This window comes from Stenotrophomonas sp. STEN056 (genome assembly GCF_056759635.1).
Map to the genome: position 1 here is coordinate 1 of NZ_JBRRDL010000034.1, position 15,083 is coordinate 15,083.

The window sequence follows — 15,083 nt, forward strand, 5'->3', positions numbered from 1 at the left end:
GTGTGTTTGGGGGGGTGCCTAGCCTTGGCGGGCGGCCGCCGGCGTTGGCGGCCGCGGGGGGGTGGGGGTGGGGCGTCGCGGCCGCGAGCGGCGCGCGCTGGGCTGCGCACTACGCTGTGGGTCTTACGCTGTGGGTCTTACGCCGTGGGGCTTTCGTCCTCTGCGTCGTCGGCTTCATCGTCGGTGCCCAGCAGTGCCTGCGAGGCATCGGACGACAGTGATTCCACACTGCGCAATTTGCGCTCGATGGTGCGGGTCTTGCGGCTGGCATCGCCCAGGCTCTTGCCGACGGTGTTGATCTGCTTTTCCGCCCGTTCGAGGATGCCGGCGAACTTGCCGAACTCGCCCTTGACCGCACCCAGCAGGCTCCACACTTCCGAGGAGCGTTGCTCGATGGCCAGCGTGCGGAAGCCCATCTGCAGACTGTTGAGCAGCGCGGTGAAGGTGGTCGGGCCAGCGATGACCACGCGGTGCTCGCGCTGCAGGGCATCCACCAGCCCCGGGCGGCGGATGGTTTCGGCATACAGGCCCTCGGTGGGCAGGAACATCACCGCGAAATCGGTGGTGTGCGGCGGCGCGATGTACTTGTCGCTGATCGACTTGGCCTGCACGCGGATGGCGCGCTCCAGCTGGTTGCCGCTGGTGCGCACCGCGTCCTGGTCGCCCGCTTCCTGGGCGTCGAGCAGGCGCTCGTAATCCTCGCGCGGGAACTTGGAGTCGATGGGCAGCCACACCGGCATTTCATCGTTGCCACGGCCCGGCAGGCGCACCGCGAAATCGACGATCTCGCCGCTGTCCGGGCGCACTTTGACGCCGCGCGCGTACTGTTCGGCAGTGAGGGTCTGCTCCAGGATGTTGTCCAGCTGCACTTCGCCCCAGCCGCCACGGTTCTTGACGTTGCTCAGCACGCGCTTGAGGTCGCCCACGCCGGTGGCCAACTGCTGCATTTCGCCCAGACCACGCTGCACCTGCTCCAGCCGTTCGGACACCAGCTTGAACGAGGAATCCAGGCGAGTGTTGAGCGTGCTCTGCAGTTTTTCATCCACGGTCTGCCGCATCAGTTCGAGCTTGGCTGCGTTGTCGCCCTGCAGGTCCTTCAGGCGCGCTTCCAGCGTCTGCCGCATTTCGGTGATGCCGGCTTCATTGCGCTGGGTGAGTTCAAGCAGGCGCTGGCCGAGCAGTTCGCCAAAGCGCTGCTGTACCTGCGCGCCTTCTTCGCGGCCCTTGCGGGTTTCTTCAAGCACGGCCTGCTGCAGGTGGGCGAGCTGGCGCGCAAAGGCTTCCATCCGCACCTGCTGCTGTTGGCCGAAGGCATCGAGCTGGTCGCGCACTTCCTGCAGGCGCGCGCCCAGCAGCTGCGCCTGTTGCTGCTGGATGTTGCTGTTTTCCTCGCGGCCCTTGCGGGCGTCGTCGGTCAGGCTGTCGCGCAGCAGGTCCAGGCGCTGGTCGGTGCGTGTGGACAAGTCGGTGAGGTTGCGGCCAAAGCCATCCATGCGCGCATCCTGCTGGCGGGTCATCGCCTCCAGGTGCTCGCGCAGTTCACCACGACCATTGCGCTGTTCTTCGCGCAGGGCGCTTTCCAGCGCGGTGTTGTCGGCACGACGGAACAGCAGCACCAGCTGCAGCACGATGACGGCGACCAGCAGGCCAGCCAGGATCAGGTTTTCGGTTTGCATGGGGGAAGTTTAGCCCCCCGCGTCTCAACGGCTGCGCCGCATCTGCGATCATGTCCGCCCCCACGCACCCTCCATTCCCATGAAGCTGCCTTCCCTGTTGCTGGCGCTGTGCTGCCTGTCGCCGTTGCCGGCCTTGGCCGCAAGCTCGCAGACCGTCACCTCGCCCGATGCCTTGCCCGCCAACGACACGCGGCCCAAGGTGTTCCTGGCCGGCAGCATCGAGATGGGCAAGGCCGGCGACTGGCAGCAGCAGGTGCAACAGGCGCTGGCCGATGAAGGCGTGCTGATGCTCAACCCGCGCCGTGCCGACTGGAACCCGGCCTGGCGGCCGGAAGCCGACGAGCCCGAATTCCGCCGCCAGGTGGAATGGGAGCTGGCCGCGCTGGAACAGGCCGACATCGTGCTGATGTATTTCACGCCCGGCACGCAGAGCCCGATCACCTTGCTGGAATTCGGCCTGTACGCACGCTCGGGAAAGCTGCTGGTGGCCGCGCCGGCCGGTTTCTGGCGCAAGGGCAACCTGGACATCACCGGCGACCGTTACGGCGTGCCGCGCTTTGATGACCTGCCGGCGCTGATCGCGGCGGTGAAGCAGCGCCTGGCCGACCAGCGCGCGCACTGAGCCCGGAGCCAACCATGCCGTGGATGGGCATCAACGACCTGGGCACCTTCGTGGTGGCCGTCATCCTGTTCCTGATGCTGCCCGGGCCGGGCACCTTCACCCTGCTCACCGCCACCGCACGCGGTGACGTGCGCGCCGGTTACGCCACGCTGGCCGGGCTGATGCTGGGTGACCAGATCCTGATCGCCATCGCCGCCACCGGCGTGGCGGCACTGCTGCAGGCGCATCCCATGCTGTTTGCCGGCCTGCGCTACCTCGGCGCGGGCTATCTGATCTGGGTAGGCATCCAGCTGCTGCGCGAGCCGGCGGCCGGAAGCAACGGCAGCGCGGCGGTGCAGGCAGGAAGGCGCTGGTTCCGGCAGGCGCTGCTGGTGGGCCTGCTCAATCCCAAGGCGATCCTGTTTTACATGGCGTTCTTCCCGCTGTTCATCGACCCGGCCACGCAGCGCGGTGCGCTGACGATGGTCACGATGGCGGTGTTGATCGCGGTGCTGAGCATCGGCTGGTGCTCGGTGCTGATTTTCGGCGGCCAGTTCATTGCACGGCGGCTGGCCGGCTATCCGCGCGTGGGCGTGTGGCTGCGGCGTGCGGTCGGCGTCTGCCTGGTAGTGTTCGGGGTGCGCCTGGGGCTTGAGTAAGAGCGGGGTTGCCTGTGGCCTTGAGCTTGGCTCTGGCTCTAGCTCTGCCCTTCTCCCCCTGCGGGAGAAGGTGCCCGTAGGGCGGAAGAGGGGAAGCGCGCTGCTTTAGCATCTCCGCTCCGATCCACCCTCTCCCCAACCCCTCTCCCGTAAAGGGAGAGGGGCTAAAGCCTCGGGCTCAAGCCGCCGCCTCGCGCTGTACGATCTCCCCATTCCCGTGCGGAGGCCCACATGCATATCCACTGCAAACGCGCCTACGAAGCGGCCGTGGCCAGCGACGGCCAGCGCTTTCTGGTGGACCGGCTGTGGCCGCGCGGCGTCAGCCGGGAAGCCTTGCAGGCCACCTGGTTGAAGGAAGTAGCGCCCAGCACCACGCTGCGCCAGTGGTTTGACCACAGCGCCGAGCGCTGGGACGAATTCCAGCAGCGCTACTGGCATGAACTGGCCCTTCATCCGCAGCTGCTCAAACCGCTGCGCGATGCATTGGACGGCGGACCGATCACGCTGGTCTACGGTGCACGCGACACCCACTACAACCAGGCCATCGCGCTGCGCGCCTACCTGTTGAGCCACCCCCGCCATTCATAGTGTCCAAAGCGTTGCTGCTTTGTGCCGGTTCCGTCACCGCTGACAGGGCCTGTGGCCAAGAGGCGCTGAATCCGTGGATGTTTCTGGCTTTGCTGCACCGCATTCGGCGACACTCGCCGACTTCCTGAATCACCATGAACCGCGAGGTCCGCATGCAATCCTGGCTCCGGCGCAAGTCCATCGACCAGCTCACCGAACACGAGGAAGGCCGCCGCCTGATTCCTTCGCTGAGTTGGCCCCACCTGGTAGCGCTGGGCATTGGTGCCATCGTCGGTACTGGCATCTACACGCTGATCGGCGTGGGTGCGGACAAGGCCGGCCCTGCGGTGCTGCTGTCCTTCATCATCGCCGGCGCGGTCTGCGCCTGCGCGGCGCTTGCCTATGCCGAGCTGTCAACGATGATGCCGGCCGCCGGCAGCGCCTACACCTACAGCTACAGCGCGCTGGGCGAAACCATCGCCTGGGTGGTGGGCTGGAGCCTGATCCTGGAGTACTCGCTGGTGGTCAGCACCGTGGCGGTGGGCTGGTCGGGCTACTTCGTCGGTTTCCTGGAGTGGCTGCACACCTCGACCGGCTGGAACGTGATGCTGCCGCAGGCACTGGCCGCCGGCCCGCACGTGGAAGGCGGCTTCATCAACGTCCCGGCCATCGTCATCACCTTCCTGGTGGCCGGCATGCTGATGATCGGCACCCGCGAAAGCGCCACGCTCAACGCGGTGCTGGTGGTGCTGAAGCTGATTGCCCTGGCGGTGTTCGTGGCCGTGGCGCTGCCGGCATTCAATGCCGAGAACCTGCAGCCGTTCATGCCCTATGGCTTCCCCAAGTCGCTCAGTGCCGATGGCGTGGAGCGTGGCGTGATGGCCGCCGCGGCGATCATCTTCTTTGCCTTCTACGGCTTCGACGCGATCTCCACCGCGGCCGAGGAAACCAAGAACCCCAAGCGCGACCTGTCCATCGGCATCATCGGTTCGATGGTCGGCTGCACCATCATCTACCTGCTGGTGGCGCTGGCTGCGGTAGGTGCGATGAGCTACACCGTGTTCGGCAAGAGCGCCGAGCCGCTGGCGCTGATCATGCGCGAACTGGGCCACGGCACCGCCGCGCTGGTGATCGGCATCGTCGCCATCATCGCGCTGCCAACCGTGCTGCTGGCGTTCTTCTACGGCCAGAGCCGCATCTTCTTCGTGATGTCGCGCGACGGCCTGTTGCCGCGCGGCCTGTCCAAGGTCAACCAGCGCACCGGCACGCCGGTGGTCATTACCCTGTTCACCGCCGTGCTGGTGGCGGCGCTGGCTGGCGTGGCGCGTCTGGATGAAATTGCGGCACTGGCCAATGCCGGCACGCTGGCCGCGTTCACTGCGGTGGGCCTGTGCCTGCTGGTGCTGCGCAAGCGTGAGCCGAACCGCCCGCGCACCTTCCGCACGCCGCTGGCGTGGCTGGTTGGCCCGCTGGCCATCGGTGGCTGCCTGTACCTGTTCTTCAGCCTGCCGACCAGCACGCAGAAGTGGTTCCTGATCTGGAACGTGCTGGGCCTGGTGGTCTATGTGCTGTACAGCCGCCGCAACGCGGTGCTGGGGCGTAGCAAGTAATCCACAGTGGTTTGTGGATAACGTGAAAGAGCGGGCTTCGGCCCGCTCTTTTTTTTGTGGGGTGACTTCAAGAGCACCCCTCCCCGGCCCTCCCCTCCGCCTTCGGCGCAAGGGCGGGGGAAAAGCGGGTTCACTGCCATCTGAAAATTCGCTGCTATCCGAAAGATCGCCGGATCCGCTCCCTCCCTTTGCCGAAGGCAAGGGGAGGGTTGGGGAGGGGTGCTCTCAGTGCGCAGCATTCTTCGCTGCGTACTCCTGCGCCTGACGCATCACCCGCAGCACGTTGCCGCTCCAGATGTTGGCGATCTGCGCATCGCTCAGGCCGCGGCGCTGCATCCAGGCGGTGATCTTGGGCAGGTCACTGGCATCTTCCATGCCGGTCACGCCGCCGCCGCCGTCCCAGTCCATGCCGATGCCGACGTGATCCGGGCCGACCACATCAAGCATGTGGCCGAAGTGCTGGAAGAAATCCTCCAGGGTGGCCTTGCGGCGCGGGTACTGCTTGTCCAGCTCGGCCATGGCCTTGGCCAGCTCCACGCCCTTGGCCATGGTCATGTTCTCCCAGCCGCCCAGGCGCTTTTCCAGTGCCTCTTCGGCCTGCTTGCGCTCGGCACTCTTGGTCTCATCCACCAGGTAGCCACCGTAGGCGTTGGCCTGGATCACCCCACCCTTGGCCGCCAGCTGACGCAGGCGCGCGTCGTCCAGGTTGCGCGGGTGGTCAAAGATGGCCTTGGCCGAACTGTGCGACAGGATGAACGGCACCGGCATCATCTCGATGAGGTTGTCGAACACCGCGTCGGAAGCATGCGACTGGTCGATGACGATGCCCAGCTTCACCGCCTCGTTGACCAGCGCGCGGCCGGCCGGGCTCAGGCCCTTCCATTCGGCGCCCTTGGGGTCGGTGGCCGAATCGGCGAACTCGTTGTTGGCAAAGTGCACGGCCGACATCAGCCGCAGGCCGGCACTGTAGTAGAAGCTCAACAGTGACGGGTCGGCCACCAGCGGGCTGCCGTTCTCCATGCTGATGTAGACCACGCGCTTGCCGGCGGCCTTGATGCGTGCGGCGTCATCGGCGGTGAGTGCGAGCTGGAACGTGTCCGGGTTGGCGGCCAGCATTTCGTGGATCTGCAGCATGCGCTGCAGGCCATGGTCACGCTCGGCGCGGTGTGCGGCCAGGGTGCGGTCGCCCTGGTCGGTGTAGATGGCGAAAAAACCGCCATCCAGCGCACCTTCGACCATGCGCGGGTAATCCACCTGCGACAGCGCGTTGTGGTCATGGCGCTGCATGATGTTGAAGTCCGGCCGGGCGAAGTTGGCCGGCGTATCCAGGTGCGAATCCAGGGTGAGCAGCTTGTGCTGCAGCTCGCTGGCCTTGGCCAGTTCGGCCTGGCTGAATTCCACCGCCGAGGCGGCCAGCGGGAAACACAGCGACAGGGATACCAACAGGGACAGGGGACGCAGCGTCATGAGGCCTCACCGTGAAGGGAAAGGCCCGACCATAGCGCCGCGATGACGCAACCGGCCAGTGACGGACGGCATGGGGTGGCAGGCCGCAGCTTCAGCCCCTCTCCTGCTTGCGGGAGAGGGGTTGGGGTGAGGGCCGCTTTTCGCCGGTGAGGCCTCTGCCGAGCATGGCTCGGCACTATCTATGCAGAGGGCGCCGGGGGCTCAATCCACCACGCGGCAGAACACAGCCTTGAGGTAACGCGATTCCTGCACGTGCGCCATGAACGGATGATCCGGGCCGGCGCCGGCCACCTTGAGGATCTGGATGGTGCGGTTGGAATAGAACGCCGCACGACGCAGCATGTCCAGGAACTGGTCCTCGGCCACCAGCCCGGTGCACGAGAACGTGGCGAACAAGCCACCCGGCTTGACCACGCCCAGCGCCAGCTTGTTCATGTCCAGGTACTTCTTCAGCGCGTTGATGACCTGCTCACGGTCGCGGGTCATCTTGGCCGGGTCCAGGATCACCACGTCGTACTGCTCACCGCGGTTGGCCGCATCACGCAGCCACGGGAAGATGTCAGCCTGCACGAAACGCAGCTTGACGTTGTTCAAACGCGCATTGCCCTTGGCGATCTGGATCACGTCCTGGTCGATGTCCACGCCCAGCACGTCGCTGGCACCGCGTGCAGCGGCGTACACCGCAAAGCCGCCGGTGTTGCAGCACAGGTCCAGCACGGACTTGCCTTCCACCTGCTGGCTCAACCACTCGCGGTTCTCGCGCTGGTCGGCGAAGAAGCCGGTCTTGTGCGCGCCGGCCGGGTCGGCACGGAACTTGATGCCGTATTCGCTGATCACCGCCGGCTCGGTGGTGGTGTTGCCGTGGAAGTCGAAGCTTTCCTGCTTCTGCACGTGTTCGTCGGCGAAGCTGTGGAAGCGGCAACCCGGGAACTGCGCACGCAGGGCGTCGTAGATCCACTCGCGGTGGCGGAACATGCCGGCAGCAAAGAACTCGACCACGATCAGGTCGTCGTAACGGTCCACCACCAGGCCGGACAGGCCGTCGCCTTCGCTGTGGACAACACGCCAAGCGTTGGAAATGGCGTCCAGCTTGAGCACGTCACGGCGCAGCGACACCGCATCGGCGATCTTGCGGGCGAACCAGGCCTGATCCACCGCCACGTCCGGATGGGTTTCCAGAATGCGCACGGCGATCCGCGAATGACCGTTGTAGAAACCACGGCCAATCCATTCACCATCCATGCCGACCACGTCGACGATGGTGCCGGACTTCGGCTTTATGGTCGGCTTTTCGACCAGTTTCTGGAAAATCCACGGGTGGCTGGAGCGCCACGCGTTCTTCAGGCGTACGACGGGGAGTGGGGTATTCATGGCGCTATTGTAGCCGCGCCACAGCCCCGCCCCGGGGGAGATTCATTGACTGCAGCGGCAACAGGCCCCAATATCCGGCCCCAGAAGGGGAGTAGCTCCCAGACGTTGTCGCCGTCAGTTCGAGCCGCAAGGCTCCGGTGCAACGGCAGTTCCGGCCAACGGAACTGTGAGCAAGACCTTCGCCGCATTGGCGAAGCTCTGTCCCCGGTCTCCCCTGATTCCGTGTCCAGCTCTTGGCCTGTGTGGTCCCGAGAACCTTCACATGACCGGAATTTTCCATGATTCAGACAATTGGTAATCCCTGGCTTTGGGGCGGCTTCATTGCCGTCGTCATCGCTGCCCTGCTGATCGACCTGGTGCTGATGCGCCACGGCGGCCCGCACAAGGTGACCTTCAAGGAAGCCCTGCTGTGGTCGCTGGGCTGGGTCGCGCTGGCCTTGGCCTTCAATGCCGGCCTCTGGTACTACCTGAACGAAACCGCCGGCACTGCCGTGGCTAATGAGATCGGCCTGCAGTTCCTGACCGGCTACCTGATCGAAAAGGCCCTGGCGGTCGACAATATCTTCGTGTTCCTGCTGATCATGGGCTACTTCGCGGTGCCCGAGACGCAGCGCCAGCGTGTGCTGATCATCGGCATCCTGGGCGCCATCGCGCTGCGTACGGTCATGATCTTCGCCGGTACCGTGCTGGTGGCACAGTTCCATTGGCTGCTGTACGTGTTCGGTGCGTTCCTGCTGTTCACCGGCTGGAAGATGTGGTCGGCCGCAGGCGAGGAACCCAGCCTGGATGACAACCCGGCGCTGAAGTTCATGCGCAAGCACCTGCGCATCACCCACGAGTACAACGGCAACCGCCTGGTCGCCGAAAAGGACGGCGTGCGCTGGTTCACCCCGATGTTCGTGGTGTTGATCCTGATTGCCGTCACCGACGTGATCTTCGCGGTGGACTCGATCCCGGCCATCTTCGCCATCACCACCGACCCGTTCATCGTGCTGACCTCCAACGTGTTCGCGGTGCTGGGCCTGCGTGCGATGTTCTTCCTGCTGGCCGGCATGGCCGACCGCTTCCACCTGCTGCCGTACGGCCTGGCGGTGATCCTGGCGTTCATCGGCACCAAGATGCTGCTGATCGACCTGTACAAGATCCCGGTGCCGGTGTCGCTGGGCGTGGTTGCCGCGATTCTGGTCACCACCATGGTCCTGAGCCTGAAGATCCCGCCGAAGCAGAACCACGGCTGATGGCCCGTGCCACCGGCGGGATTGTCCCGCTGGTGGCACGCCAGTTCCCGAACGTGGCCCCCTTGCAATCACCGGGGCTGCCGCAAGTTCTGATGTCATGGATACGCAGATCGCGCCTGATACCGGCAAAACGCCGGCCCGCAATGACCGCAGCCGGGTGCTGCGAGCCTTCAACCTGAGCCTGGGTTTCGTACTGCTGTTGGTGGCGATATTCGCCATCCAGAGCAGTGGTTGGGATTGGCGGGCGTGGTCGGTGGCACCGCTGGAACGCGACGGCCTGCTTGGCCTGCTCGGCGCACCACTGCTGCACGGCTCCATTGAGCACTTGGGCGCCAACGCGGTGGCGCTGCTGATCCTCGGCACGCTGGCCGGCAGTGTTTATCCACAGGCCACCGTGCGCGCCCTGCCCCTGCTGTGGATAGGTTCCGGGCTGGGGGCCTGGCTGCTGGGTGACATCGGCAGCCACCATCTGGGCGCCAGTGGCGTGACCCACGGCCTGATGTTCCTGGTGTTCGTGCTGGGCCTGCTGCGGCGTGACCGCCAGGCCATCGCCGCAAGCATGATCGGCTTCCTGTTCTACGGCAGCATGCTGATCACCATCCTGCCGCACGAGCCGGGCGTGTCCTGGCAATCGCACATGGGCGGCGCCGCCGCCGGCCTGATCGCGGCACTGATGTTCCGCCACGCCGACCCGATGCCGCCGCGCAAGCGCTACAGCTGGGAAGACGAGGAAGAAGACGAGGTGCAGCCATTGCCAGACAACGAGCTGGAACCACCGGCCCCGGGCCAGGTGCCGGTGCTGTGGCAACCGCGCGAAGGCCGTGACTACGAGGTGGTGGTGCCGCTGCGGCGACGGGATCCGGACGGACCGCAGTAGGTTCGTTCGTGGGCGGGGCTGTATGCGAAAAGCTACCCCTCCCCAGCCCTCCCCTCCGCCTTCGGCGCAAGGGAGGGGGCGTTTCACGCAATCGGTTGGCGAACAGCAATGCCGCTTTTGCCCCCTCCCTTTTGCGAAGCAAAGGGGAGGGCTGGGGAGGGGTCGCTCTTTCCTGCCCCAACCAAACCTTCAACCGTTAAAGCACGCCATCCACCGCCTTGCGGCCCAGCGCCGGATCATCGGTGAACAACGCGTCGATCCCGGCCTGTAGATACGCCCGCATCTCGGCCACCGAGGCCTCCGGATTGCGGGCATTTTCCTCACCCTGGCGCAATGCCGGCGGCAGAAAGGGGTTTTCCGGGCGGAACGTATAGACCACCACCTGCAGACCGGCGGCGTGGGCATCAGCCACCAGGGCCGTCGGTGCATCCAGCTTGCCCTGTGCATCCACCGGCACCACCGCACGCTTTTCCGCGCCGATGGCGTCGGCATAGGTGGCGATATCGCGCAGCCCGGCCGGCGTCATCATCTGTGCATACGTCAGTGAACCGGCCGCCAATGCAATATCGGCTGGATGCTCATCGGGATCACCCAGAAGCTGCAGCAGGCGGATGTTGGAGCCCTTGCCCAGCTTGGCCCGCAGCGCGCGCAGGTTGGCGGTCTCGAAGGACTGCAGCAGGATCGGCGCGACCTTGGTGTAGGCATTGCCCTGCAATGTGGCCAGCAACCTGTCTTCCATCGGCAGGCCAATGCCCTGGAAGTAACTGCCGTGCTTGATCTCCGGTGCCAGACCGATGCCGCGGTTTGCCCGCGCAGCCTGCTGCACCAGGAAGGTGATGATTTCGTCCAGCGAGGCGATGCGGAACTGTCCATCGAATGCGGTGCCGCGCACCTGCGGCAGGCGCTCGCGGGCGTACAGCGTCTTCAGCTCGGCCAGGGTGAAGTCTTCGGTGAACCAGCCTTCCTCGGTCTGACCATCAATCACCTTGCGGGTGCGGCGGTCGGCAAACTCGGGGCGCGTGGCCACGTCGGTGGTCGAGCCGATCTCGTTCTCGTGACGGGCCACCATCACCCCGTCCTTGGTCATCACCAGATCCGGCTCGATGTAGTCGGCACCATCGGCGATGGCCTGTGCATAAGCGGCCAGCGTGTGCTCCGGCAGCAAGGCGCTGGCGCCCCGGTGCGCGTACACCGAAACCTGTGGATAACGTGGCGCGGCCTGGGCTTCCATTACCCCGCACAATGCCATGACGCCACTCAACAGCAAGCCCACGCACCCTTTTGACACCGCCCTGTCTCCATTGCGCACGCGTGCGCCATCCACTGAAAGTGGCAGCAGTGTGCAGCCGGCATGTGACGCCAGAAAGTAAGTGACGGCAATGTGTCAGGTGACTTGCAGACGCCATCCCTCCGCAGTGGCCTGCAGCCGCGCGCTGATGCCGATGGCCTGCAGGAACGCTTTGTCATGCGACACCACCACCAGGGTGCCGGTGTACTGCCGCAGCAGCGATTCCAGCGCCGCCAACGCGTCCAGGTCGAGATGATTGCCGGGCTCGTCCAACAGCAACAGCTGCGCCGGTGGATCGGCATACAGCGCGCAGGCCAGTGCGGCTTTCAACCGCTGCCCACCACTGAGCAGTGCCGATGGCAGCTGCACCTGTGTTGCATCCAGCCCGAGCAATGACAAGCGGCTACGCAGTTCGCCTTCTTCCAGCTGAGCATTGCGCGCGCGTACGCCTTGCAGGGCACTGAGGTGGCCCGGCAGCAGGTCCAGTTGCTGATCCAGCAACGCCACCGGCACATGCCGTTGCACTTCGCCGGCGCGCGGCGCCAGCTGGCCGGCGAGCACTTTCAGCAGGGTCGATTTGCCGGCACCGTTGATCCCGCCGACCGCGACGCGCTCGCCCCGGCGCAGCGCCAGATCCAGGGCATGCAGCGGCTCGGCGACATACGGCAGCTGCACCTGCTGCAACCGCGCAACCCACTCCGGCGCGGTTGTTTCCAACACGGGCGGCAACAGCACCGGCGCCGGTTCGTCGATCAGCGCCTGCGCCTGGCGAACCGCGTCGTGCAGGGTTTCGTGCCGCTGCAGCAGTTGCTGCCTGGCCTTGCCCAGGCTGGCCTGCGCCCGTTGCCGCTGCAGGCCAAGCAGGATCGGCGCCTGGTTGGCTGTGGCCGCTTCACGGTTGCCGCGCGCGCTGCGTTGTTCCAGGCGCTGTCGCTGTGCCTGCAATGCCTGCTCACCTTTGCGACGTTCCTGCCGACGTTGCTGCAACTGGATTTCGGCAGCGGCCTTCTCTGCTGCGCGCGCCTGTGCATAACTTTCGTAATTGCCGCCATGGCTGCGCAGCCCCTGCGGCGACAGTTCGACGATGCGTTGCACTTGTTGCAACAGCAGCCGGTCGTGGCTGACCAGAAGATAGCCCTGCCCACGCAGCGCCAGTTGCTGCTGCAGCCAGTGGCGGCCAGCCAGGTCGAGGTGATTGCTGGGCTCATCCAGAATCAGAAGCTCCGCCGGCTGCAGCAATGCACCGACCAGCGCCACGCGCATGCGTTGCCCGCCACTCAAGTTGTCCACAGGCGTATCAACATCCACACCTTGCAGGCCCGCTTCGGCCAGGGCGTGCTGCAGGTTGTCGCGCAGCATCCACTGCTCGCCAACGGCGTCGAAATCGGCTTGCTGCGTGCTGCCGGCCTCGATCCGGCGCAATGCATCCACCACGTTATCCACAGCGGCGAGTTCGGCCACGCGCTGGCCGGCGGGCGCAGCCACCTGCTGGGCCAGGTAGTGCACCCGGCCAATGCGCCGGCATTGCCCGGCGCTGGGTTCGCGCAGGCCTGCCAGCAATTGCGCCAGCACGCTTTTGCCCACGCCGTTGCGTCCGACCAGGCCCGTGGGGCGGGCGTCGAACTGCGCGTTGAGGTCGGAGAAAAGGCAGCGCCCATCGGGCGTGTGCCAGGCGACGCTGTCCAGCGTCACGGATACGGTAGTGGTCATGCGTTGTTCCATCGATGCCCGAAGCACCCAACCGCCAGCGGCAGCAGGGACTGGAAGGGACCGTCATTGCGACGGTGACATCAATGGCGCATTGGACTGAACTCCGCAGGCGGGGGGATCCCGTAACGGTGCACAGCCTAACGTTGCCAAACCCAACTGTCAGTAACCGGCGGCGCGCTGGCGCACGCGCCGCCGTCGCAACTGGAACGCCCGGGCTAGGCCTGCGCCGGGCTTGGCCGGTGCGCGGCGCACAGCTTGTTGCCGGCCGGATCACGCAGGTAGGCCAGGTACAGCGGCCCGAACGGTGTCTGCCGTGGGCCCGGTGGATCCTCGATGCTGGTCCCGCCCTGGCCAACGCCGGCCGCATGCCATGCATCCACGTCCCCGGGGCTGGCGCAGCTGAAACCGATGGTGCCGCCGTTGCCATGCGTGGCCGGCTCGCCGTTGCGCGGGTGGCCCACGATCAACAGCGCGCCGCTGTGGCGGTAAACCACATTGCCCTTGGGGTCGATGAAACCCGGCTTGGCGCCGAGTGCGGCAAGCAGTGCGTCATAGAATGCTTTGGACGCCTCGATGTCATTGGCGCCTACCACGATGTGCGAAAACATCCACTCCCTCCTGACTGTCGTGTAGTCCGGCGCTGCGGCCGGTGGAACCGCACCGGCGTTACTTGCCGATGCAGAAACTGGAAAAAATCTTCCCCAGCAAATCATCCGCGGTCATCCGCCCGGTGATCTCGCCCAGTGCGTCATGGGCCAGCCGCAGTTCTTCGGCTGCCAGTTCCAGATGGTCGTACTGCAGCTGTGTGGCCGCCATCTCCAGGTGTTCGGCCGCAAGCATGATGGCTTCAACATGGCGCAGGCGCGCGGAGAATTCCCCCTGCATGCCCTCGCCTGCACCCTCACTGGCGATCTCGCGCAGGCGCGCATGCAGTTGTTCCAGGCCTTGGCCGCTGGCGGCCGACAACGCGATGCTGTCTTCGCCCAACTCCTGCGGCCACTGCGGCAGCAGGTCGCTCTTGTTGAATATCCACAGTTGCCGTGCCGCCTGCGCTGCTGCATCGCCAACCGCCTGGCGGCCGGCTTCCGGGTCGCGTGCATCCAACACCACGATGGCCAGGTCCGCACGCTGCATTTCGGCACGGGCGCGGCGCATGCCTTCGCGCTCGATGGCATCGCCGCCTTCACGCAGGCCAGCGGTGTCGACCAGTTCCAGTTCCAGGCCGTCGATGCGGATGGTTTCGCGCAGGGTGTCGCGGGTGGTGCCGGCGATGTCGGTGACGATGGCGCGCTCGCTGCCGGCCAGCGCATTGAGCAAGGAACTCTTGCCCGCGTTGGGCGGGCCGATCAGCACCGCATGCAGGCCATCGCGCAACTTGCGGCCACGCTCGGCATCCACGCGCAGTTGCGTCAGCAAGGCGCGCGCCTGCTCCACGCCAGCACGCACCTGGGCGCCGCCCAGCGTATCCAGCGGTTCGTCGGCAAAATCGATGGCCGCTTCCACATGGATGCGCAGGCGCACCAGTTGTTCACCCACTTCATCCACGCGACGTGAGAACACACCATCGAGCGAACGCCGCGCCGCACGCGCGGCGCGCACATCGCCGGCGGCGATCAGGTCGGCAATGGCTTCGGCCTGGGCCAGGTCCAATTTGCCGTTGAGGAATGCGCGCTCACTGAACTCACCGGCGCGCGCCTGACGCGCACCCAGTTCGATGCAACGCGCAAGCAGTTGCCGCAAGACCACCGGGCTGCCGTGGCCCTGCAGTTCCACCACGTCTTCGCCGGTGAAGCTGCGCGGCCCGGGGAAGTACAGGGCGATGCCGTCATCGATCACGTCAGCGGCCGCATCGCGGAATTTCGCGTAGTGCGCGTAGCGTGGTTTGAGTTGAGGGCAACCCAGCGCAACGGCAATGCGCAGTGATTGCGGGCCCGATACGCGCAGCATGCCGACGCCGCCAGCGGCCGCGCCGCTGGCAATGGCAACAATGGTTTCGCCTGTGGACAAGTGGCTCATGGT

General features: G+C 65.7%; 13 protein-coding genes. 6 read left to right on the forward strand and 7 right to left on the reverse strand.

All coding sequences use genetic code 11. The features are described from left to right. Positions 1 to 137: 137 nt before the first annotated feature. Positions 138 to 1,676, reverse strand: a complete 1,539-nt coding sequence (locus ACVOLO_RS15075; protein WP_481571133.1) for a DNA recombination protein RmuC — start codon at positions 1,674 to 1,676, stop codon at positions 138 to 140. A 79-nt stretch (positions 1,677 to 1,755) separates the two neighbouring features. Between ACVOLO_RS15075 and ACVOLO_RS15080 the strand changes: the two genes are divergently transcribed. The 4 genes from ACVOLO_RS15080 to ACVOLO_RS15095 all read left to right on the forward strand — a co-directional run bounded on the left by ACVOLO_RS15080 (position 1,756) and on the right by ACVOLO_RS15095 (position 5,113). Next, positions 1,756 to 2,298, forward strand: a complete 543-nt coding sequence (locus ACVOLO_RS15080; RefSeq protein ID WP_481571134.1) for a nucleoside 2-deoxyribosyltransferase domain-containing protein — start codon at positions 1,756 to 1,758, stop codon at positions 2,296 to 2,298. Positions 2,299 to 2,312: 14 nt separating this feature from the next. After that, positions 2,313 to 2,936 carry a leucine efflux protein LeuE gene (gene leuE, locus ACVOLO_RS15085; RefSeq protein WP_481571135.1) on the forward strand — a complete coding sequence of 208 codons (624 nt, stop codon included), beginning with the start codon at positions 2,313 to 2,315 and terminating at the stop codon, positions 2,934 to 2,936. Positions 2,937 to 3,167: 231 nt separating this feature from the next. Continuing rightward, on the forward strand, positions 3,168 to 3,524 hold the full coding sequence (locus ACVOLO_RS15090) for a DUF488 domain-containing protein (protein WP_481571136.1): 357 nt from the start codon (positions 3,168 to 3,170) through the stop codon (positions 3,522 to 3,524). A 152-nt stretch (positions 3,525 to 3,676) separates the two neighbouring features. Next, positions 3,677 to 5,113, forward strand: a complete 1,437-nt coding sequence (locus ACVOLO_RS15095) for an amino acid permease (protein ID WP_481571137.1) — start codon at positions 3,677 to 3,679, stop codon at positions 5,111 to 5,113. Between the two features lie 225 nt (positions 5,114 to 5,338). On the opposite strand, the gene ACVOLO_RS15100 is transcribed toward ACVOLO_RS15095, so the two are convergent. Further along, positions 5,339 to 6,580, reverse strand: a complete 1,242-nt coding sequence (locus ACVOLO_RS15100; RefSeq protein ID WP_481571138.1) for a dipeptidase — start codon at positions 6,578 to 6,580, stop codon at positions 5,339 to 5,341. Between the two features lie 201 nt (positions 6,581 to 6,781). Then, positions 6,782 to 7,951, reverse strand: coding sequence for a class I SAM-dependent rRNA methyltransferase (locus tag ACVOLO_RS15105; protein ID WP_481571139.1), 1,170 nt, complete (start codon positions 7,949 to 7,951; stop codon positions 6,782 to 6,784). Between the two features lie 281 nt (positions 7,952 to 8,232). Here ACVOLO_RS15105 and ACVOLO_RS15110 point away from each other — a divergent pair, with 281 nt between their 5' ends. Together ACVOLO_RS15110 and ACVOLO_RS15115 are read left to right on the forward strand one after the other, a co-directional pair. Further along, positions 8,233 to 9,189, forward strand: a complete 957-nt coding sequence (locus tag ACVOLO_RS15110; RefSeq protein ID WP_481571165.1) for a TerC family protein — start codon at positions 8,233 to 8,235, stop codon at positions 9,187 to 9,189. Between the two features lie 97 nt (positions 9,190 to 9,286). Then, entirely contained in the window at positions 9,287 to 10,066 is a 780-nt protein-coding gene (locus ACVOLO_RS15115; RefSeq protein WP_481571140.1) for a rhomboid family intramembrane serine protease, read from the forward strand. 196 nt (positions 10,067 to 10,262) lie between these two features. Here ACVOLO_RS15115 and ACVOLO_RS15120 read toward each other — a convergent pair whose 3' ends face one another. The 4 genes from ACVOLO_RS15120 to mnmE all read right to left on the reverse strand — a co-directional run bounded on the left by ACVOLO_RS15120 (position 10,263) and on the right by mnmE (position 15,080). Continuing rightward, the gene (locus ACVOLO_RS15120; RefSeq protein ID WP_481571166.1) at positions 10,263 to 11,315 is read right to left on the reverse strand and encodes a glycerophosphodiester phosphodiesterase; all 1,053 of its coding nucleotides are present in this window, start codon (positions 11,313 to 11,315) and stop codon (positions 10,263 to 10,265) included. A gap of 135 nt (positions 11,316 to 11,450) precedes the next feature. Further along, positions 11,451 to 13,064: an ATP-binding cassette domain-containing protein gene (locus tag ACVOLO_RS15125; RefSeq protein ID WP_481571141.1), complete on the reverse strand. Its 1,614-nt coding sequence runs from the start codon at positions 13,062 to 13,064 to the stop codon at positions 11,451 to 11,453. A gap of 215 nt (positions 13,065 to 13,279) precedes the next feature. Continuing rightward, positions 13,280 to 13,672, reverse strand: coding sequence for a VOC family protein (locus ACVOLO_RS15130; protein WP_481571142.1), 393 nt, complete (start codon positions 13,670 to 13,672; stop codon positions 13,280 to 13,282). A 58-nt stretch (positions 13,673 to 13,730) separates the two neighbouring features. Beyond that, the gene (gene mnmE / locus ACVOLO_RS15135) at positions 13,731 to 15,080 is read right to left on the reverse strand and encodes a tRNA uridine-5-carboxymethylaminomethyl(34) synthesis GTPase MnmE (RefSeq protein ID WP_481571143.1); all 1,350 of its coding nucleotides are present in this window, start codon (positions 15,078 to 15,080) and stop codon (positions 13,731 to 13,733) included. Positions 15,081 to 15,083 lie beyond the last annotated feature (3 nt).